25 protein-coding genes are annotated in these 21,887 nt (G+C 27.8%); 8 read left to right on the top strand and 17 right to left on the bottom strand.

Annotated features, from left to right (window positions below; all coding sequences use genetic code 11):
- Positions 1 to 22: 22 nt before the first annotated feature.
- The 7 genes from ABUA17_RS07935 to ABUA17_RS07905 all read right to left on the bottom strand — a co-directional run bounded on the left by ABUA17_RS07935 (position 23) and on the right by ABUA17_RS07905 (position 7,020).
- A complete protein-coding gene (locus ABUA17_RS07935) occupies positions 23 to 1,387 on the bottom strand; it encodes an MATE family efflux transporter (protein ID WP_195951105.1) in 1,365 nt (454 codons plus the stop codon).
- Positions 1,388 to 1,475: 88 nt separating this feature from the next.
- Positions 1,476 to 3,164, bottom strand: coding sequence for a putative bifunctional diguanylate cyclase/phosphodiesterase (locus ABUA17_RS07930; RefSeq protein ID WP_195951104.1), 1,689 nt, complete (start codon positions 3,162 to 3,164; stop codon positions 1,476 to 1,478).
- A 205-nt stretch (positions 3,165 to 3,369) separates the two neighbouring features.
- Positions 3,370 to 3,558: a DUF4250 domain-containing protein gene (locus ABUA17_RS07925; protein ID WP_042395001.1), complete on the bottom strand. Its 189-nt coding sequence runs from the start codon at positions 3,556 to 3,558 to the stop codon at positions 3,370 to 3,372.
- 333 nt (positions 3,559 to 3,891) lie between these two features.
- Complete coding sequence (locus ABUA17_RS07920; protein ID WP_042395003.1) at positions 3,892 to 4,761, bottom strand: tRNA 2-thiocytidine biosynthesis TtcA family protein; 870 nt, start codon at positions 4,759 to 4,761, stop codon at positions 3,892 to 3,894.
- 155 nt (positions 4,762 to 4,916) lie between these two features.
- Entirely contained in the window at positions 4,917 to 5,594 is a 678-nt protein-coding gene (locus ABUA17_RS07915; RefSeq protein WP_195951103.1) for a hypothetical protein, read from the bottom strand.
- A gap of 19 nt (positions 5,595 to 5,613) precedes the next feature.
- Positions 5,614 to 6,408, bottom strand: a complete 795-nt coding sequence (gene hisJ / locus ABUA17_RS07910) for a histidinol-phosphatase HisJ (protein ID WP_042395006.1) — start codon at positions 6,406 to 6,408, stop codon at positions 5,614 to 5,616.
- 27 nt (positions 6,409 to 6,435) lie between these two features.
- A complete protein-coding gene (locus tag ABUA17_RS07905; protein ID WP_055277878.1) occupies positions 6,436 to 7,020 on the bottom strand; it encodes a BRCT domain-containing protein in 585 nt (194 codons plus the stop codon).
- Between the two features lie 203 nt (positions 7,021 to 7,223).
- On the opposite strand from ABUA17_RS07905, the gene ABUA17_RS07900 reads away from it, so the two are divergent.
- Together ABUA17_RS07900 and ABUA17_RS07895 are read left to right on the top strand one after the other, a co-directional pair.
- Positions 7,224 to 8,351, top strand: a complete 1,128-nt coding sequence (locus ABUA17_RS07900; protein ID WP_052330587.1) for a hypothetical protein — start codon at positions 7,224 to 7,226, stop codon at positions 8,349 to 8,351.
- A gap of 83 nt (positions 8,352 to 8,434) precedes the next feature.
- Positions 8,435 to 8,827 (top strand): YmaF family protein, encoded by a 393-nt coding sequence (locus ABUA17_RS07895; protein WP_042395012.1) that lies wholly within the window; start codon positions 8,435 to 8,437, stop codon positions 8,825 to 8,827.
- Between the two features lie 118 nt (positions 8,828 to 8,945).
- Here ABUA17_RS07895 and ABUA17_RS07890 read toward each other — a convergent pair whose 3' ends face one another.
- The 8 genes from ABUA17_RS07890 to gltS form a co-directional block, all read right to left on the bottom strand.
- Positions 8,946 to 10,343, bottom strand: a complete 1,398-nt coding sequence (locus tag ABUA17_RS07890; RefSeq protein ID WP_042395014.1) for an FAD-binding oxidoreductase — start codon at positions 10,341 to 10,343, stop codon at positions 8,946 to 8,948.
- Positions 10,344 to 10,465: 122 nt separating this feature from the next.
- Positions 10,466 to 11,020 (bottom strand): metal-dependent hydrolase, encoded by a 555-nt coding sequence (locus ABUA17_RS07885; RefSeq protein ID WP_042395017.1) that lies wholly within the window; start codon positions 11,018 to 11,020, stop codon positions 10,466 to 10,468.
- A 159-nt stretch (positions 11,021 to 11,179) separates the two neighbouring features.
- The gene (locus ABUA17_RS07880) at positions 11,180 to 11,560 is read right to left on the bottom strand and encodes a NifB/NifX family molybdenum-iron cluster-binding protein (protein WP_042395020.1); all 381 of its coding nucleotides are present in this window, start codon (positions 11,558 to 11,560) and stop codon (positions 11,180 to 11,182) included.
- 2 nt (positions 11,561 to 11,562) lie between these two features.
- Positions 11,563 to 11,946 carry an ArsR/SmtB family transcription factor gene (locus tag ABUA17_RS07875; protein WP_042395022.1) on the bottom strand — a complete coding sequence of 128 codons (384 nt, stop codon included), beginning with the start codon at positions 11,944 to 11,946 and terminating at the stop codon, positions 11,563 to 11,565.
- A 269-nt stretch (positions 11,947 to 12,215) separates the two neighbouring features.
- On the bottom strand, positions 12,216 to 12,713 hold the full coding sequence (locus ABUA17_RS07870) for a DNA topology modulation protein (protein WP_195951102.1): 498 nt from the start codon (positions 12,711 to 12,713) through the stop codon (positions 12,216 to 12,218).
- A 166-nt stretch (positions 12,714 to 12,879) separates the two neighbouring features.
- Positions 12,880 to 14,094: a peptidase T gene (gene pepT, locus ABUA17_RS07865; RefSeq protein WP_042395028.1), complete on the bottom strand. Its 1,215-nt coding sequence runs from the start codon at positions 14,092 to 14,094 to the stop codon at positions 12,880 to 12,882.
- 31 nt (positions 14,095 to 14,125) lie between these two features.
- Entirely contained in the window at positions 14,126 to 15,529 is a 1,404-nt protein-coding gene (gene pepV / locus ABUA17_RS07860; RefSeq protein ID WP_078061280.1) for a dipeptidase PepV, read from the bottom strand.
- 78 nt (positions 15,530 to 15,607) lie between these two features.
- Positions 15,608 to 16,804: a sodium/glutamate symporter gene (gene gltS, locus ABUA17_RS07855; RefSeq protein WP_042395033.1), complete on the bottom strand. Its 1,197-nt coding sequence runs from the start codon at positions 16,802 to 16,804 to the stop codon at positions 15,608 to 15,610.
- 246 nt (positions 16,805 to 17,050) lie between these two features.
- Between gltS and ABUA17_RS07850 the strand changes: the two genes are divergently transcribed.
- The 4 genes from ABUA17_RS07850 (at position 17,051) to ABUA17_RS07835 (ending at position 18,403) form a co-directional block, all read left to right on the top strand.
- Positions 17,051 to 17,206 (top strand): hypothetical protein, encoded by a 156-nt coding sequence (locus tag ABUA17_RS07850; protein WP_172676182.1) that lies wholly within the window; start codon positions 17,051 to 17,053, stop codon positions 17,204 to 17,206.
- Positions 17,207 to 17,285: 79 nt separating this feature from the next.
- On the top strand, positions 17,286 to 17,564 hold the full coding sequence (locus tag ABUA17_RS07845; RefSeq protein ID WP_042395037.1) for a spore coat associated protein CotJA: 279 nt from the start codon (positions 17,286 to 17,288) through the stop codon (positions 17,562 to 17,564).
- Entirely contained in the window at positions 17,557 to 17,820 is a 264-nt protein-coding gene (locus ABUA17_RS07840) for a spore coat protein CotJB (RefSeq protein WP_042395039.1), read from the top strand. The genes ABUA17_RS07845 and ABUA17_RS07840 overlap by 8 nt, the downstream gene beginning before the upstream one ends.
- Positions 17,821 to 17,824: 4 nt before the next feature.
- Entirely contained in the window at positions 17,825 to 18,403 is a 579-nt protein-coding gene (locus ABUA17_RS07835) for a manganese catalase family protein (RefSeq protein ID WP_042395041.1), read from the top strand.
- Positions 18,404 to 18,466: 63 nt separating this feature from the next.
- On the opposite strand, the gene ABUA17_RS07830 is transcribed toward ABUA17_RS07835, so the two are convergent.
- Both ABUA17_RS07830 and ABUA17_RS07825 read right to left on the bottom strand, forming a co-directional pair.
- A complete protein-coding gene (locus tag ABUA17_RS07830; RefSeq protein ID WP_042395044.1) occupies positions 18,467 to 19,249 on the bottom strand; it encodes an HAD family hydrolase in 783 nt (260 codons plus the stop codon).
- 24 nt (positions 19,250 to 19,273) lie between these two features.
- A complete protein-coding gene (locus ABUA17_RS07825) occupies positions 19,274 to 20,038 on the bottom strand; it encodes a DeoR/GlpR family DNA-binding transcription regulator (RefSeq protein ID WP_042395046.1) in 765 nt (254 codons plus the stop codon).
- 199 nt (positions 20,039 to 20,237) lie between these two features.
- Between ABUA17_RS07825 and ABUA17_RS07820 the strand changes: the two genes are divergently transcribed.
- A complete protein-coding gene (locus ABUA17_RS07820; protein WP_042395048.1) occupies positions 20,238 to 20,582 on the top strand; it encodes a PadR family transcriptional regulator in 345 nt (114 codons plus the stop codon).
- Positions 20,570 to 21,874: an FtsW/RodA/SpoVE family cell cycle protein gene (locus tag ABUA17_RS07815; protein WP_042395051.1), complete on the top strand. Its 1,305-nt coding sequence runs from the start codon at positions 20,570 to 20,572 to the stop codon at positions 21,872 to 21,874. The genes ABUA17_RS07820 and ABUA17_RS07815 overlap by 13 nt, the downstream gene beginning before the upstream one ends.
- Positions 21,875 to 21,887: the final 13 nt, after the last annotated feature.

Below are 21,887 nucleotides of genomic sequence, written 5' to 3'. Positions count from 1 at the left end.
AACATGAGCTTTTTAAATTATGTTAAGCTTCTATGCTTATTTGTTTTTTCAAGCCTCTTATTACTATTAATGAAAATAGTAATACAAGTACTATTCCTTTTACTATACTTGTTCCACTAATACTCCACCATACTCCATTTATCCCTAAAATCTCTGGTCTAAATAAAATTATAGCCAAAGGTACTCTTAACCCAGTAAAAATAATACCTATTATTGATGGAATAACAGTTCTTCCTACTCCATAAAATGCTCCTGATGTTGTTATTTCCAAGCACATAAATAATTGTGAATACCCTAAAATCTTCAAATAATCAATTCCTTGTGCTATTGCTTCACTTTCATTTATAAATATTGAAAAAATACTTCTACCAAAGAACACCAATAATATTGTAGTAAATATTCCCAATAAACAAGAAATAAATAGTGTAACCTTATATCCTTTTAATACCCTATTCCATTTCTTAGCTCCATAGTTTTGTCCAATAAATGCAGTTAATGCACTTGCAAATCCACCAGCAGTCATCCATGAAATAGATTCTATTTGTGATCCAACTTTTTGAACTGCTATTGAAACTGGTCCTGAACTAGCTACGATTCTGCCAAGCAACATTGAGAAAAATGTAAATAAACAATTTTGGATTGCTGTTGGCCCTCCAAACATACATATATTTTTTATATACTTTAAAGTAATAAATTTTTTATTACTAAAACTAAAATTATATCCATTTTTAATAAATGTATATATAAATATAAGAGTAACTAGAAGTTGTGATAGTACTGTTGCTAAAGCTGCACCTACTACCCCTAATGGTTTAATTCCAGCAAACCCAAATATTAAAACTGGATCTAAAATTATATTCATAACTAATCCTATAGTGTTTACTATAAATGGTGTTTTACTATTTCCCGAAGCAGTAAATATTCCTGTAAATTGTGGATTTAAAAAAGCACATATCATTCCTAATGCAATAATAATTAAATATTCTAAAGACATCTTTATTATATTTGCGTCTCCTAAATTAAAAAAACCTATAAGTTCATTCCTAAATAAAATTAAAATAACTCCATATATAATTGACATTAAAACACATAATGTTATGCTACTATATACATATGAATTCCTCTCTTTTTCATTATTTTTACCAATGGCTTGTGACACACCAACTTCTGCACCAGTCTTACTTATTAAAACTAATGAATTTCCAAACCAAGCAAAAAAGCCAGCAGTTCCAACTGCTGCAACTGCTGCACTTCCTGCTTTACCAATCCATATCATATCTACTAAACTATATGCCATTTGAATAAACGATGTCCCCAATATTGGTAAAGATAAAGCTATTAATGTTTTTATTATATTCCCTGAAACTAGATCAACTTTTCTCTTCATGTATCTTTCTCCTTCTATATTTTTTCACAATAAAATAGAAGCAATAAAAATTTTACCACTCCTATTTTTTTAACTAGTAATTATCTAATTATTTTTCTAATAAATTTACCACTTTTTCAAAAGATTCAGGTTTACTGTAAAAATAACCTTGAACAATATCACATAAAATTGATTTTAAATAATCAACTTGCTCCTCAAGTTCTACGCCTTCAGCTACAACTTCTATGCCTAACTTATGAGATAACTGTATTATATTTTCTACAATCCACCTACTTTTATGATTTTCTATCATATCAATAACAAAACTTCTATCAATTTTTAATGCATCAATTGGAAGTTTAGTTAAATAATTTAATGATGAATACCCTGTTCCAAAATCATCTAATGCTATTGTGGAACCAAGTTTTTTAAGCTCATATAATGATCTTAATGTATCTTCATAGGATTTAATTAATATTCCTTCAGTTATTTCAAATTCAATATATCTACCATCAATCTTATAAATATCACATAAATATTTTACATAAGTTATTAACTTTTGATTTCGTAATTGTACATCAGATAAATTCACTGCAATTTTAAAATTTGAATATCCTGACTTTAACAACAAATCAACTTTCTTAAAAACTTCCCTCAAAACAAAATTTCCTAAGTGTACTATCATTCCATTATTTTCGGCAACAGGAATAAATTCATTTGGAGGAACGTTACCAATCTCCTTATTATTCCATCTAATTAATGCTTCAAATCCATTTACTCTCTCATGAGCTAAAATTACCTTTGGTTGAAATACAACATACATTTCTTCATTTTCAATTGCACTCATCAGATTATTTTGTATTTTATATGCTCTATCCATTGCTTGTGCAATACTATCATTAAAAAATTGATACTGATTCTTTCCCTTTGTTTTTGCCTCATACATTGCTGCATCTGCATTTTTTATTAACTCATCAAATCTATATCCATCATCTGGATAAATTGCTATCCCTATGCTTGTTGTAACATGTACTTGTTTTCCTTCTATGTTATACGATTTATTAAAAACATCTATAATAGATTGTGCCTTAGTTTCTATCTCTGTTAATGTTGTAGCATTATGTAAAAATATTAAAAATTCATCGCCTTCAAGTCTACAAATATAATCATCACTAATAATTTTATTTTTAAGCTCTCTAGCAACTGATTTTAAATATTTATCTCCATATGTAACTCCAAAAGTATCATTTATATATTTAAAATTATCTAATCCTAATATAATTAATGCACTTTTGTTATTAGAATTTTTATTTATCCCTAAATAAAAATCTATTTTATCTTTTAAATAAATTCTTTTATGCAATCCTGTAACTTCATCTAAATAAGGTGTATTTTCTAATGGTGCTACTTCATCTTCATTCGAATCAATTACTTTACTAACGTATCCCTCATATCCTATAACTTCTTCTTCAACTATTACTTTATTTAAATGAATTTTAATCCAGTTATCCATTTCAAGACAAGGACTTTTTAGCTGTAACTTAAAATCTTTTTTAGCTAAATTACACTCATTAAATAAACAAAGAAATTTTTCAACATGATTTTCATGAATATAATCACAAAATTCATCTATTGAAATATTAAGATTGTTACATTTAATATCAAATATACTTTTTAAATTGCCGCGCAAACTAACTTTTTTATTTTTTATCTCTATAAAAATAATAGCCCCATACAGTCCCTCAAACTCTGAGCAGACATTTTCATTTGCGTTTTTCTTCCCCTTGCCTATATTCATATTACTACCCCTATTTCGAATTTTGTAGTAAATATACTACTATTCGTTACTTGTACTCTCTTTATTCTTCTTATCATTAATCAATGTAGTAACTAATGCTGTTGATGCAGCGATAACTACTGCAATTTTCCCTATTTTTTTCAATTTCATATACATTACCTCTTTTTAATTATCTAACTATTTATTAATATCATTACTGAAAAAACTATTTGAATTGATTTATATCTGTATGATATTTATATCCGATAGTTTCAAGTCTCTTTTCGATACATTCTTTTTCAATCCCAATATCTTCACAATACTGATCTAAACTTGAATAATAATCTCTTAACTTCATATTAACCATACTTACTAGTATATTAGGATCCATTTTTATTAATGTTTCTTTATCCATTTTTACCTCCATAATCTATATATGTTATTTTAATTACACATTATCCAAATTTTCCTCATACTTATATTTTATATAAAAATAAGCTAAAGTACATACCTTTTTAGTACTTTAGCTTATTTTTTTATTTATATTTACTTTATATAAAATATATTTTATTTTCCATTTCCAACAGGATTTACTTCTGGTACTTTTGCTGCTCTTGGTTTTTTGGGCCCTTTAAAGTGATCATTTTCCCAAGTGGCCTCTTGACCTTTCTTAGCCATAACAACACCTCCACTAAATATTATATATTTAGTATTAGCAACCTATCCTGTTTTATTCCGCTTTATTGATTTATTTCTTTGGATTTTCTGGGTCTAAAAACGAATACTTTTCTCCATCCTTTTCCCATCCTAAAATAGAATTCATATTAACGTTTGCCGCAGCCTTAAATATAGATTTATCAACATCATTAAAGTTTTTCTTCAACTCAGCTATCATATCCTTAATTTCATGTCTCTTATTACCAATCTTTTCTGCAGCAACCATACAAGCACAATTAAGTGGCCATAATCCAGTATACTTAATAAATCTTATTATTGCTTCTTCCTCTACATAATAAAGTGGTCTTATAAGTTCAATACCTTCAAAGTTATCAGCCTTTAATTTAGGTAACATTGTTTTAAAGTTTCCTGCATAAAGAACATTTAACATAGTTGTTTCAATTACGTCATTATAGTGATGCCCTAATGCAAGCTTATTGCATCCTAATTCTCTAGCCTTATTATATAATGATCCTCTTCTCATTCTTGCACAAAGATAACATGGATAATCTTTTGCTTTTTCATCAATTATTTCGAAGATTTTTGATTCATAAATATGTACTGGAATATTTAAATGCTCGCAGTTTTCTATTAATAAATCTTTTATTTGTGGATGATATCCTGGATCCATTGCTATAAACTCTACATCAAAATTTACTTGACCATGTTTTTTTAATTCTTGAAATAACTTTGCCATTAATAGCGAGTCTTTCCCACCTGAAATAGCAACTGCTATTTTGTCACCTTCTTCTATTAATTGATAATCCTTAACTGCTTTTATAAATTTAGACCATATTGGTTTTCTATACCTTTTAACAATACTTCTTTCTATTTCCTCAAGAGTCTTTTTAGCTTCTTCTGGTACTATTCTTGCGCACCCATTACCTGCTATACCACTCATCTTTATCACCTCGTATTTTTAATAACAAAATTTATTTTACTTAAATTATATAATAAAAGCAACTATTTACAATAGTTTATGTCATGTAAAATAAAGGTTGCATCAATTATGATACAACCTTTATTAAATTAACAAAATTTAATTTAAAATTACATTTATCTGTAATTAATTTCTCCTAGCTCTGGTACATGATCAAACTCAATTTTAGAACCTTTGTATGTAAATTCTACACCATCAATCCATTCTCCAGTATATTCAGTTTGTAATAAGTTTCTTATTAAAGTGTATTCAGTTATCTCTCCACCCGTTGATCCTGCAAAGAAATTGTTATACCAACTTATTCCTTCATAATCTGAAAATTGTACATCTCCAGCATTATTACCCATTTCATCTAAATTAAATACAGCAATCTTCTTTCCATCTATGTCTTTAATTTCAGTAAGAGATATTGGTAAATTATCAAAAGCTTTTTCACTTAATACACTTGCAATTTTTGATAGTTTATTCTCTAACGATTCATTTTTATTAATTTCAACTTCACCTAAATTAACTTCTGCTCCTTGTTCTGCATCTTTAGAGTATAATTTAAATACTTCTACTTTAGATTTATCCTCAGAATTTTCTTCTGTATTGCTTATTTGTTCATTATTTTCTTCCTCATCTTCAACTACTGTTTCATCATTTGCACCATCGTTATTTGAATTTGAGTCTTCAACTACAACATCATCATTTTTGCTTCCAGAAGCATTTGTACCTGTACATCCATAAACTGATGCTCCCATAACAAATATCATTGCTACTGCAATTATTTTTTTTAACCTTATGCTTCTCATATCTCTTCCTCCAATTATATTATTTGAAGTTGAACCCAACATCCTTAGCTTCATGAGAGTCAGATCCATAAACCATTTGTATATTATTTTTTATTGCTAAATCATACAAATCTCCACTTGGATATTTTTCTCCACAATACTGCTTTCTTAATCCGGCTGTATTACAGTCCAATTCATAATTTCTTAATTTAACTTCATTAATTATTTCTTCAAATAATTTATCATTTTTATAGTTAATAGGATATAGCTTATTAAATATCCTGATTAATGTAGGATGCCCAATCCTTTTAGGCTTGTAATTTCCTAAATTACTTTTTATTCCCTTCAATAATGTATTATAATATAAATTATATATTTTTTCTACACTTCCCAACTTATTTAATAACTCTTCAAATGACTCAATACAATCAAATGCATAATATTTTTCATCATACATTCCTATATGAACAGAGATAATCGCATCATCTAAATACTTTCCATATTCATTAAGCATATTTGTTGTAAACTCTTCATAACCTTCTAAATAATCTACTTCTAATCCAACATTTATTTTAATTTTATCTTTATATTTTTCTTTATAATAACTTGCTTCTTTTAAATATTTTTTCATTTCCTCTATATTGGGAGCAGCCGAGCTTAAAAACTCCTTATCTATTCCATATAAAACTAAACCTTCTGGCATAGTCATGTGCTCTGTAAATGTAATTTCTTCTATTCCTAATTCTATTGCCTTTGTTAAATACTCCTCAAAACTATCATTACTTCCATGTGGACAATAATGACTGTGTACATGTCCATCTCTCTTACTATTCAACTTATTTCCTCCCAATTATTTTATTAATCAATTCATAAGCATTTTATTAAAAACCCCTAAACTAATTGTATTTATATTATCCTTTTTAGCTTTATCTAAAATATTAGTTATTTTAGAGCTTGGCTGATAAACTATTAAATCAACCTTTTCCTCTTCAAAATTCTCTATAATATTTCCACCATTTAATTTTATATTTCTAATAGTTTTCATTTTAATAGCTTCATTATTTATAAGCAATAATATATTTTTTCTCAAAATATATATCACTTCATTTATATTTTCATTAGTATTTATATTTAATATGTCTTCATCAATATCATTTTCTACATTACTTATTTTACCTTCTAAAATATCTTTAAAATCATTTGTAGTAATTATTTCACACCCCAAAACTTTTGCTTTTCTAAGCTTGCTACCTGGTTTCTCACCAACAATTAAAAGATCACATTTTTTCGTTACTACAGTATCAACATTAGCCCCTGCCTGTCTTGCAAGCCTCATCAGTTCTCCTCTTACTAAAAAACCTCTACCTGTAAAAACAACATTTTTACCACCTAATATCTCTCTTGCTGAATTAAAATCTATTTTTTTGTAGTCTATTCTATCCTGCATCTTTTATCATCCCTTAATCTAAATCCTAACTTCATTTTTCTTTAGCACTAATTTTCATTTAACTTATATTATATCATTTTATTAAACTAAAGAATACTAACATATTTATTAAAAATCACTATATATATATTATGAAATCAAATTTTATATTATTTATTATCAATTTTTAAACCTATTATTTTTATTGATTGGAGGAATTTTAATTGAATGAAAAATTAAAAACTGACATTAACTCCTTAATTACTTTTCTAGAGCAACATAATAATGTAAATATTAATGCAGTAATGGGGTTAGATGGATTTGTTGATCAAATCCTTCATGTTGTTAAAACAAGAACTGATGCAAATAACTATATTAGAATGGAAACATTAAGTGAATTCGGCGATTTTATCAGTAAAGCTGCTGGATTAAGCTCAAATGTTGAATTTATTCCTCTTCAAAGCAAACTTGGTGGTAATGGGCCTATTATGAGCAATGCTTTGTCTACCTATGGCTTAAATATAAATTATATAGGTGCCCTTGGTGAAGATTCTATTAATCCCGTTTTTATTGAAATGTCTAAGAAATGTAATATAATTTCTATTTCAAATCCTGGCCTTACAGATGCAGTTGAATTTTTAGACGGAAAACTTATGATTGGCAAACGTGAATGCTTAAAAGATGTTAATTGGAATAAGATCAAAGAAAAAGTTGGAGTAGAAAAGTTAACCTCCATTATTGATAGTTCAACCTTAGTAGGATTAGAAAACTGGACTATGCTTCCTTATATGGCTCAAATTTGGAAAGGTTTAATTAATGAAGTACTTCCTAATCTAAATAAAAAAGATAATAAATATATCTTCTTTGATTTAGCAGATCCTGAAAATAGATTAAAGTCTGATGTTTTAGAAGCCTTATCATTATTAAAAGAATTTTCATCTAAATTTAATGTTATTTTAGGATTGAATGAAAAAGAAGCCTATGAAATTGGAGAAATCTTTGGAGTAACTTCACAAGAAAATAAAATTCCTTTAAAAAATCTTATAATAGAGCTTTATAAAAGATTAAGTATCAATACACTAGTAATTCATCCTGTAAAGGAAGCATGTGCAGTATGTAATGGGAAATACTATTATACTCCTGGGCCTTACGAACCAAATCCAAAATTAACTACAGGTGCTGGAGATAATTTTAATGCCGGCTTCTGCTTTGGACAAGTCTTAGGACTTTCTACTCAACTTTCACTAGTTTTAGGAACTGCAACATCTGGTTATTATGTAAGAAATGCTAAGAGTCCAACCTTAAAAGATATTATCACTTTTTTAAATTACTGGGAAAACTCATTAAATTAATATATTTTCAACAAAAAATTATGTCAACTTTTTTGGCCTAATCATATTATATATTATAACAACAAATGAGGAGGAATATTTTTATGAGTACTAGATATAATAGATGTAGATATTCTAATTACCAAAGTGATGACAATTCAGAAAATACTGTAGATGATCATGTTCATGAATTTGAAGGTTCAACAATGTTTGCTGAAGAATGCGATGATAAACACAACCATCGTTTTGCTGGAGTTACTGGTGAAGCTATAAAATATGGTAAATCACATGTTCATAAGCTATCTACTAATACAGACTTTGTAGATCACCATCATAAAATTTGTGACACTACAGGTCCTGCAATATATGTAGGTAATGGCAAACATGTTCATCTAGTAAAAGGCTATACTACAACTGTTGATGGACATCGTCATGAATATATCTTTGCTACTTTAATAGAAGCACCTACTGTAGATGAAAGCAATTCTGATTGCTAAGTAGTATTTTTATCTTAATAATCTAATCTTTATCTTTATAAAGAAAATAACAAATAAATAGTAGAGGAATAAATACCTCTACTGTTCTTTTTATTATCTAATAATACCTTTTTTAATATTATCTAACAAGGAAATCATAAAACAATTTTCTCTCTATTCGAATATCTTGTTCAAAATTAAAGAAATCGTCTTTATCATATTTTTCTTTTATTAATTTTAATAACTCTGAATTTTCCCCGTAATATTCCTCTTCATAACTTTTTGATTGACTATTTATCTCCTCACATGGGAAATTAATAAATCCACCATCTGTTATGGATTTTATGTACTCTAACTTTTCTACAAACCATTTTCTATTTACTGGTGCAAACCTCGGTTCTTCCCACACTGATTGGAATCCTAAGATAAATTGTGCATCTCTATGATAGAAAGCTGTACTATCACTTTTAACTTCTTTTATTACTCCACCTAATCCATAAAAAGTTATTGCTGTATAAGTAGCTCCTTCCGCTCTTTCATCAATTAATTCTAAAAGTTTAGTAATTTCTTCTCTAGTATAATCCTTATAAACAAATCTACCAGCACTTTTATATCTTTCAAATTCTGGATGACTATCTTGAATTATTTTATTTGCTTCAAAAATATCTATATAATCAAGTTTATAACTTCCTTGAGATACAATATCTTTAATCGGCTTTAGTATTTCATTTGTCAGCTTTTTATCTCCATATACTAATCCAACTATTTTAACACCTTTGCCTCTATCACTTGAATTATAACAAGCTAACTTAAAATTAGCCCTTTTATCCATTACCTTATAAATCTCTTGCCATTTTTCAAGCAAATTAACATTTTCTTCAAAATCTATATGTGTAAAATCTATATTAACTAATGTAACCATATCAATTTTAGGTGGTAAATTATAAGTCATAGAAGTAACTACACCAAAATTACCTCCACCACAACCTCTTAATGCCCAAAACAAATCTTCATTTACTTCCTTATTACAAACTATAGTTTGGCCATTGCAATCTATTAATTCAACTTCAACTAATCTATCACATCCAAGTCCTAAAAGCCTTGCCGAGTATCCCCAGCCTCCACCTAAAGTAAATCCAACTGCACTTACTGTAGGGCATCCCCCACCTGGAAATGGATATCCTTTTCTACCAGTAGCTTCATACAACTCTCTATTTCTTACTCCAGCTTGTACCTTTACTCTTTCATTTTCTTCATCCATGTATATTTTATTCATTTTACTTACATCAATTACTACTACATCATTTCCGTTAGAATATCCTTCATAATGGTGGCGTCCATTTCTTATTCTTATTGAAAGTGAATTAGCCTTTGCAAATATAATTGCATTTTTGATATCATCTTCTGTTTTACAATATACAATTATTAGTGGATACTTCTCTATCGCCCTGTTCCATGCTTTTCTTTCTTCTTCATATTCAAAATCTTCCCTAGTAATAATTTCACCAGTTAATCTTCCATAATCGTAGTTAATCATTATTTCACCTCAATATTGTTTATTAAATAATGTTTTTTATCTCTCTTTTTACTTATAATTGTATCAATAATTTTCTTATTATTAAATAGGCATATATAATTGTTGGTAATCAAACTTTATTTTTACCACACAATTGTAGTTTTATTTTTTGAATTCCTACAAGGTAGCTTGAATTCAAAAAACTTTAGATTTTTTCCTCTTGGTGAAAACCTATCACAAACTATATGTAATATATATCCCATTGTAAAGCCCAATGTTAAATAAATATTTCCTATAAAGTAAACGCAACCACAGAATAGAAATGTTCCCAACCATTTATGAGTAAACATTCTATGCGGTGATAATTTCCCTAGTATTGTTACTATACAAAACATAATAGCTCCAAAATAATTACTAAAATTACTTTGTAAAAATAGAATAATATCATTTACATTTAGCATAATTCCTAACATATATCCTATAAATATTGCTATTATTAAAAAGGTTAATATTTTATTAAATACCTGTCTTACTTTTGAATTATGAGAATCTATATCTGGCATATATGAACCTATAAACCCTCCTATTATTAATGGTATTAAATAAATTACACTATCAAATGTTTTTGTTATTAAGAAACCAACTCCCATTGTTGCTGTTGCAGTAGTCCCTACAATCATATGTTCTTTTCCACTCATTAATTTTCCATCCTTTGTACAAAATATACTATCGCATCATTTAATTTTACTACAAATTTACTCAAAGTGAAAGTATGTTCTTGCCATTCCTCTATTTACCAATCTAAATATTTATGTATAAAAAAAGCATCAAATTAATGATGCCCTTTCATTATATATTTAATTGTTACCATGATGAGAACATCCATCATGATTACATGTATGAGTGCTATCAAATTCTTTTAATACACCATTCTTAAGTGAATTAATATTATCTGATATTGTTCCTTCAATAGCTTTATATACTTTTATTCCCATTGAATTTAACTTAATAATTGCCCCTTTTCCTATTCCTCCTACAACTACAGCATCAACTACCTCTCCTGATAATGCTTTAATAGGATTACACTTTCCATGTTCATGCCCTAAATCACCATTACTAATTGATTTAACTACATTACTTTCCCCGTCCCATACAACAAATTCTGGAGCACTTCCAAAGTGATTATATGGCATACTATTTAATCCTTCGTTAGAGTTAACTGGAAAACATACTTTCATTTTTACTCCTCCTTAATTTTGTTTTTACAACAACCCTTCATGGATTTGCACCCACGCTTACACCTAGCAGTATTTGCCTCTTCAATATTAAAATTGTACTCATTTGAAATTAAATCAGTATTTTTATGAATAAGAAGATTTATAAAACCTATAGCTTCTTCTAATACTTTCTCATTTAATTCATACATAACATAGTATCCTTGTTTATATGCAATTATTATATTAGCTTCTTTTAAAATCTTAATATGCTGAGATACTGCAGCTTCAGAAATTTCTAAATGCTTAGCAATTCCCTTTGCACAAATATTTCTATTTGATAATAAAATCAGAATTTTTACTCTTGTTTCATCGCCTATAGCTTTAAATATCTTAATCTTCTCGTTCATAAGCACCTCTAATTTAATTAAGTAATTACTTAATTAAATATTAATACTCTTAATTAGTTTTCTCAAACGCTAAATTTACTTGTTTTTCCTTAAAACTTATTAAATTTTATTATTTAGTTTAATTGCCTCTCAAATTCTATCTTTTCCTTCTGCCTTTAAATCCTTTTTTATCCAAATAATTATAGAACATTATTTATTCCCTTCTATTCATAAACTAATTTAATCTCTCTGGTATTAAGTTTTAAAAAAATATATTATAAACAAAGTACTTATCCTTCTAAAAATTTTTTTACTTCTTTTCTCCCATTTAAAACTACAATATTTTTTTCTTTATATAAACTTAATTTTTTAAGTATTTCTGGTCTAATTTTTTTGTTATAACTCAATACCCATTTAAAAAATTCTATATCAATTCCCTCTGGACAACCATCAGCCATATCTGGTCTGCTTTTTCCTCTATACATAAATCGTCTCTTGAAAATTCTATAAAGACAAATATACGTTGGCATATTAATAAATATTATAGTATCTGCATCTTTTGCCCTTATGTCAATTGTTTTAATATAATTACCATCTATTATCCATTTATCTTTGCTTATTACTTCTTTAATTTTTTTATTAAATTCTTTCTGCGGAGTTTCAATCCAGCCTTTATTCCAAAACAACTTATCTAAATGATATACTGGTATATCTAATTTATTAGATAATTTCCTGGAAAATGTTGATTTCCCTGCTCCACCACATCCTATCACAATAATTTTATCCACACTCTCCACCCCTATTTCTCAAAAATAAATTTCCTTCTAATAAAATAAATACTTTTTATATTTTAAAGTTTTAATTCATATTTTTTGAAATATATATGCATAATATTAAAAAATAAGCAGAGTCATGATATTCACTCTGCTTATCTAATGTAAGTTTTATATAAAATTATTGTGCATACTTCTTTAATATTTCAATTATTATATTAGTTGCAATTTCCATACCCTCTACAGTAATATGCTCATATTCACCATGGAATGCATATCCACCAGTTCCTAGATTAGGACAAGGTAATCCCATATAGCTAAGAGTTGCTCCATCAGTTCCTCCTCTTATAGGTTCAATTACAGGAGTAACATTTAAACTCTTCATTGCAGCTATTGCATTATCAATTAAATGCATACAAGGCTTAACATGTTCAGCCATATTCTTATATTGATCAGTAATTGTCAATTTAACAGTGCCTTCTCCATATTTTTCATTTAATAGCTTTTCAACTAACTTTAATGTAGCTTTCTTAGATTCAAGCTTACAAGCATCATGATCTCTTAATATATATCCTAATACAGCATGATCTGTATTTCCTCTAAAGCTTTCTAAATAATAGAATCCTTCATACCCTTCAGTATGTTCTGGCTTTTCACCTTGAGGTAACATTCTATCAAACTCAATACCTACATTTGTTGCGTTAATCATTGTATTCTTTGCTGATCCTGGATGAACTGAAACCCCATGTATTTCTACTGTAGCTGCTGATGCATTAAAGTTTTCATAAGAAATTTCACCTTCAACTCCACCATCCATTGTATAAGCAAATTGCGCTCCAAAATTCTTTACATCAAATTTATTAGCTCCTCTTCCTATTTCTTCATCTGGTGTAAAGCCAATACATATCTTTCCATGTGGAATATTTTCTTTTATTATTCTTTCACAAGCTGTTAATATTTCTGCTATACCCGCCTTATCATCAGCCCCTAGAAGAGTGTTACCATCTGTTGTAATTAAAGTTCTTCCTTTTAAATTCTTCAAATGCGGAAATTTTTCTACTGATAAAACAGTTCCATTTAAAAGAGTTAAATCTTCTCCATTATAATTTTCAACTAATTGTGGATTTACATTTTCTCCTGGTGCTGCTGGTGCAGTATCCATATGAGCTATTAATCCTATACTATATTTATCTTCATAGCCTTTAGTTGCAGGAATAATTCCATAAACATAACAATTTTCATCTACTCTAACTTCTTGAATTCCTATTTCCTTCATTTCTTCAACTAAAATATTAGCTAAATCAAATTGTCTTTTAGTTGATGGTGTAGTTTCTGATTTAGGATCAGACGTTGTATATATTTTTGCGTATTTTATTAATCTTTCATAGGCTTGCATATTTTTATCTCCCTCTATATAAATTATTATATTATTTACATAATTCTATTATTGCTTGTGTAAATATTTTAGCGCTAAGTATAAGCTCATCTATAACTGCAAATTCATCATTTCCATGCATATTATTATCAGTTCCAGGCATTGTGCATCCAAATGCAACACCATTTTTTATGTGATGGACATAAGTCCCCCCACCAATTGCTATACATTCACCTTTTTTCCCACTATACATTTCGTAACATCTTAATAATGTTTGAACAAAATCAGAGTTTTCATCTACATAATGTCCTTCAAATACATTGCATGGTTCCAAAATTACTCCAATATTATTTAAATTTTTAGCAACTACATCTCTTAGATTTTCATCATTTGCACATAGAGGTGCTCTACAATCAAAAGTTCCTTTTAATCCTGTAGTAGTATACTCAAAAATAGTAAATGATAAAGTTAATTCTCCTGAAACTTCATCAGCCATCTTTACTCCAATAGCTTCACCTTTATAGTCACCATGTGGTAATAATTTATTAATTCCACATAATTTTTCAAATCCTTCACTATCAGCAAATGGCATTGAAGATAATAATGTTAAAATTCCAGTTAACGCATTGTTACCACCTTCTGGATAAGCTGCATGGGCCCCTTTTCCTTTTGCTTCAATGATACATTTATTATTTTCTTCATTAACAGTAAATTTTACTCCAATTTTATTTGTTACTGTATCACAATATTTCTCTACTTCATTCTTCTCTATTCCTTCAATTACTGCTATTGCCTTATCTGGAATAACATTTACCTTAACCCCTGAATTTACTGATATAATTCTAGGAAGTGTTCTATCTTCCTTAAAATCAGCGATAAAGTTAGCTTTTAATCCACCTTTTTCAACATTAATAACTGGAAAGTCAGCATCTGGTGAAAAAGTCATAGGTGCTTCTTTTTCTATTTTATAATAATACTCGATATCAGAACTTCCGCATTCTTCATCAGTTCCTAATATAAGTCTAACATTTTTATTTAATGGTATATTTAAATCTTTAACTGCCTTTAATGCATATAATGCTACTATTGCTGGCCCCTTATCATCTGCAGAACCTCTTCCATACAATTTTCCATCTTTTATAATAGGTTCATAAGGCTCTGTAACTGTCCATTCATCTCCAGCTGGAACTACATCAAGATGTGCTAAAATATCTAATGCCTTTTCTTTATCATTAAAATCTACTGTTCCAACATAATTATCATAATTATTAGTTGCAAATCCCATGTTACTTGCAATATCTAATGCTTCCTTTAAAACCTTTACTACACCTTCACCAAAAGGCACTCCTTCTTTCGGCTCTTGTCTATCACTTTTTATTCTTATTATCTTGCATATATCTTCTAGCATTTCGTCTTTATGCAAGTTAAAATATTCTTCTATTTGTTTTTTATACATCATAGTCACCTACTTTTCAATTATGTTATTACTATATTATAACAATACATGCTACAACTGACAAAGACTAATTTATTACTAGCTAAGTATATTTACAAACAACGTTATTACTGCTGAATTAACAAAGTCTACAAACAATGCACCTACTATAGGTACAACGAAATATGGTGTTGGTGCAAATCCAAACTTTGTACTTAATGCATCCATATTAGCCACTGCATTAGGAGTTGCTCCCATTCCAAATCCACAGCTTGCTGATGCAAATACTGCAGCATCATAATCCCTACCCATTATCTTAAATGTAATGAAATATGCAAATACAGCCATAAGTACAGATTGAGCTATTAACATTACTACCAATGGTAATGCTAAATCAAATAATTCCCATAACTTTAATCCCATTAAAGCTATACATAAAAAATATCCTAAACTTATATTTCCTATTACTTCTATTTCTTTTTCTTCTATTTCTATTTTTCTTATATCACAGAAGTTTCTTATTACGGCAGCTGCAATCATAGCTCCTATATAAGAAGGAAATGTTAACCCTGTATCTTGAATAAATCCTGAAATCACAGAACCAATTCCCATTGATAGAAAAAGAAATGCAGATCCCTTCATAAGTCTTTTTTGACAAAGAACTGCCTGATTATCTTCATGAAAATCACTTAATGGAATAGATTTATCATGTGATTCTTTTGGTGTCTTTAATTTGTAGTTATCAATTAACCCTTTAGCTACAAATCCTCCAATAAAACTCCCCATAACTAATCCAAATGTTGCTGAAGCAAATGAAACTGTAGTAGCACCACTTACTCCCATTTCCTCTAACAAAGGTCCAAATGATCCTGCAGTCCCATGCCCACCAATCATAGATATTGAACCTGTACATAACCCTAAAAGTGGATTCAAATCAAATAATTTTGCAAGGCTTGCCCCTACTATATCTTGAGAAATTACTAAAAGTATTGCTAATCCTAAAAACATAGCTACCTTAATTCCACCACTTTTTAAAACTTTAAAGCTTGCTGTAAAACCAACGCTAGCAAAAAAAGCCGTCATAAATAAATTTTGTAATGTTGTATCTAACATTATAGTTGCAATATTAGTTAGCTTTAATATTAGCATTACTATTGCAAAAACAAGTCCTCCAACAACAGGAGCTGGTATACAATACTTTGATAGAAACTTTATTTTAGTTCTTAGAAATTTTCCTAAATAATATACTACTGTTACTAGTGCCATAGTTTCAAAGATATTAAATTTAAGCTCCATTTTATCCCTCATTTCTTATTAAATTTTATCGTTTGTTAATTACTTCCCATTGTATTTTTCTATTTTACACCTTTTTTATTTTTTTGCAAATAAAGTAATGTTTTGTTAAATTATATACTTTTTTATCTACTTTTTATATTTTATTCTTTATTCTTGAATATTATAAATAGTTGTATGATAATTAAAGGAAACTCATCTTCATATGAAATCAGATGAGTACACTACTTTGTATAAGGAGTAAGATTTATGAAAAAAAATATTTCAAATAAAAAATTAACACTTATTTGCCCTGTTTGTGGTGAATCCATGCATGAATATGAATACGCTTATGATAATAAGGTTCATGGAAAGATTTATTTTAAGTGTGATTATTGTGGCCATAAAGAAAGTAAAATAATTTAATTCGACAATTTGTCCTCACATTTTTTTTGTTTATACATAAAGTGTATTGTAGATAATTTTTACGAAGGGATACACTATTATGTACTATCAAAGAATAGATAAATGTATAAACTGCAATGATTGCATAAACAATACATCTGATGTTGCTTGTAACATTGCTTGTGCTGATACCAAAAAAAACTGCTATGAATCATTTAAAGTTTTTTCTCCTATGACTTATGCTAAAGCATGCATTGTTCTACAACCCTATCAAAACTTATTTGATTTAAACTCAGCTTTTGATGCTGGAACAATATTTAAGGATCTTTATAGTCCTTATTGTGCAATTAAGTATTCTAAGGAGGAAGGACATGAATAAACATGAATGTTTAAACGCAATTAGAAAGCTACAATTTTTTGCATTAGATTTAAATCTATATTTAGATAACTTTCCTAATTGTAAAAATGCAACTGATGATTATAAAGTAATTTCCTCTAAGCTAAGAAAATTAATTTGGGATTATGAACAAGATTATGGTCCTTTAACTAACTTTGGCTCCTCTTATATTCAAAACCCTGATGCATGGATTGACAGTCCTTGGCCTTGGGAAAAAGAAAGTAATAAGGAGGAGTAAGTTTATGTGGTACTATGTAAAAACATTAGAATATCCTGTTAATTTAAAATGTTCTGATTTAAATATGGCAAAACTTTTAATAACTCAATATGGTGGTCCTGATGGAGAATTAGGAGCTGCACTTAGATATTTGAACCAAAGATATACAATGCCAACAAACAAATCAAAAGGTCTATTAACTGACATAGGAACAGAAGAAATGGCCCATGTAGAAATACTTGGAACCATGGTATATCAACTAATGAGCAATGCATCAATAGATGAAATTAAAGCTGCTGGTTTAGCAGGTCACTATGCTGACCACGGTAAAGCTCTTTTTTATACTGATGCTACCGGTAACCCTTGGACTGCAACTTATATTCAAGCCAAAGGTGATGTAATTGCTGATTTACATGAAGATATGGCTGCTGAACAAAAAGCTAGAGCAACTTATGAATGGCTATTAAACTTAACAGATGATGCTGAAATTAAAAAGATTTTAGGATTCTTAAGAGAAAGAGAAGTAGTCCATTATCAAAGATTTGGTGAAGCATTAAGAAACGTACAAGATAACGTTAAACCTAGTAATTTGAATTGTAAATAATAAAATAAAGCAGAGTTTTTTTTGAATTATCATTAATCAAAATAACTCTGCTTTTACTATATATTAATTTAATATTTCTTTTATAGCATGTACAACTCCACTTTCATCATTACTTTTTGCTCTAAATCTTGCTACCTTTTTTAAATCATCATGAGCATTTTCCATTGCATAACTATGATAAGCACTACTCATCATTTCTAAATCATTTAAGTAATCACCAAATACCATTGTTTCTTCATGCTTTATATTTAATAAGTCTTGAACTTCTTCTATTGCAACCCCCTTATTAATACCTTTTGCAGTTATATCAAGCCATATTTCCCCTGATACTGCAATTTGAGCTTTATCCCTAAAATCATCATAATACTTATTACTATTATTTTCTGAGCCTGCAAAATCACAAATAGTAACCTTTAATATATCATCTTCAATTTTAGTTAAATCTGATACTATTTCATATCTTTCATAATATTTTTCTGTTTGCTCAATTAATCTTTTATCATCACTTTCAATATAAGCTGATTTTTTACCACAAAGTATTACATATGAATCTTTTATATTTCTCCCTACTTTGATTAGTTCTCTTGCAAGATTTAAATCTAATGCATTAACTACAAGTTCTTTTCCTTTATAAACCACAAATGTACCATTTTCAGCTATAAACATCATTTTATCTTCAATACCTTCAAATCTTTTTAAAAGATTATAGTATTGTCTTCCACTTGCAGCTGCAAATATTATTCCCTTTTCTTCTAATTTATTAAAAACTTCATAAAATCCATCTTGTATTTCATTTTTAGAATTTAACAATGTTCCATCCATATCTGTTGCTATTAATTTAATCATAACTACTCTCCCCATATTACTTATTTAATATATTACTTTTACATCATATTTGTCTAATTCTACTTTTACTGTATCATCTGGAGCTTTATCTGTAATTATATAATCTACATCTTCTAATGTTCCAAATTTGTGAGCTCCATCTTTATAAAATTTTTCATCATCCATAACAATATAATTTTTCTTACTATTTTTTAATATTTCCTTTTTAACAATTGATTCATCAAAATTAAAGTTACTTAAAAAGTTCTCTTCAATATTAACTCCACCAGCACCTACAAAAGCTTTATCTATATTAAAATGTTTTATTTGCTCCACAGTATAAGCTCCTACTGTTCCCCCTAACCTTTTATTAAACGTTCCTCCAACTGAAATAACTTCAATATTAGGTGAATAATCAAACTCCATTAAGATTCTATTCATATTTGTTATTACTGTTATATTTTTAGTTGTATTTCTTATCATTGATGCAATTGTTAAATTAGTACTTGATATATCTAAGAATATTACATCCTCTTCCTCTAAAATATCACAAACTACTTTAGCTATATGTTCTTTCCCTTCAATATTAACAAATACCCTTGATGTAGTATTTTCATTGTAAGCCCTACCTCTTTCTAGTATTGCTCCACCATAAGTTCTCTTTATTTTCCCTTCCTTTTCAAGCCTTTGTAAATCCTTACGTATCATACTTTCTGATACATTAAATTTTTCACTTAAATCTTTTACTAATACCTTTTTTTTATCTTGAATTATTTCTAATATTTTCTCTAACCTTTCTTCCATAAACATATATAAATACCCTCATTTCTTTATATATAATTTTAAATATCATTTATTTTTGTTTATTATCATTTATTCTCATTTATATGATATACCTTTTAATTTAAAATTTCAAGAATTTATTTCTCTCTTTACTTTTCCTCAATATTCCAATAAAATAATACATAGATATACGATGTATCGAATTCCAATGTATGGTGGTGAGAGTATGAAAATTAACAAAGAACTATTAAAAGGAAGTACAACAGTATTGATCTTAAGTATCCTTAATCGTAAAGATATGTACGGTTATGAAATGATTAAAGAAATAGATTTACGTTCTAAAGGTATTTTTTCATTTAAAGAAGGAACTCTTTATCCAATACTTCATAATTTAGAAAATGCAAATTATATTGAATCTTATTGGGATGATTCTAATAGTGGAAGAAAAAGAAAGTATTATAAAATAACTGATAACGGCAAAAAACTTCTTCTAGAAAAAGAATCTGAGTGGAAATTATTTAGTGAAACTGTAAATAGTGTTTTATGGGAGGGAAGTTTATGTCTAAAATAGAAAATAGTAAAATTATTAATTATATCAATGAAGTATGTAGTTTAGTAAAAAACAAAAAAGTTCATGCTGAAATTAGAGCAGAATTATTATGTCATATAAATGATACTATTGAAGATTATTTAGAAATAGGTATTCCTGAAGATAAAGCAATAGATAAGGCTTTAATACAAATGGGTAATGCTGAAATTATTGGCCATGACTTAAATAAAGCTCATAAATCAAATTCTGATTGGCTTCTTTTAATAATTACAACAGGATTAATATTCTTTGGATTTTTAACTACAGCTTTTATTCAATCAAATACTTCTAATGATGCTTATTATATAAATTATTTTAGTAAACTATTGGTCTTTTTAGGGATGTCAATTGTATTATCATTATGTATTTTAAAAGTAGACTATAGAAAACTCAAAAAATACTCTCTTACCTTTTATATATGTAGTATTGTTTTACTTTTGATTACATTAGCTTTTTCTATGCCTGTATATGGTATGAAACGTTACTTAATTATAGGTGCTTTTTCTCTTGACACTTTAGCAGTTACCCCTATTTTATTAATAATTTCTCTTGCTGGAATATTTGATAATTACAATTGGAATAATAAAAAATCATTATTTGAAGGTCTTACTTTATCATTCATTCCAGTAATACTATTTATATATTTACAATCATTATCTACAATAATAATATACTTAATTGCAGTTTTTACAATTATGCATTTATCAGGTTTTAAATTAAAATATTTAATTATTATTTCTGCTTCATTGGTTTCTATATTCTTGTTATGTATCTTTAAAACAGCCTATAGAATTGAAAGATTTTTTATATTTTTAAATCCTGCAAAAGATATAGATGGCCAAGGTTGGATTTATAATCAATTAAACACATTAAGAAATTCTGCTGAATTATTAGGTAATAATTCTAATATTAATATTTCTATCCTTCCTGATGCTAATATGGAGTTTGCACTTACATCAATAATATTTTCTTTTGGATGGATTGTTGGAATACTTGTTATAGCATTAGTTTTATCTTTTATTATAAGAATTGGGCTTATTTCTAGTAATACTAAAAATACCTATGGAAAATTATTAGTAAGTGGACTTTGCTCATTATTTGCAGTTCAATTTATATTAAATATTTTAGCTAATTTTTCTCTTTCTCCTATATTAGGAATAAACATGCCATTTATAAGCTATGGTGGAAGTCAATTAATTATAAATGTACTTGCTATTTCTATAATTAATAATGTTTACAAATTTAGAAATGTTTCTTCAACATTTACAAATTAACTTTAGATAAACT

Origin of the sequence: Clostridium sp. RTP31139st1_H3_RTP31139_211217 (assembly GCF_040227035.1) — a bacterium.
GTDB lineage: Bacteria > Bacillota > Clostridia > Clostridiales > Clostridiaceae > Clostridium > Clostridium saudiense.
Note: the sequence above shows the minus strand (reverse complement) of the source record. Positions and strands in the feature narration are given on the sequence as shown.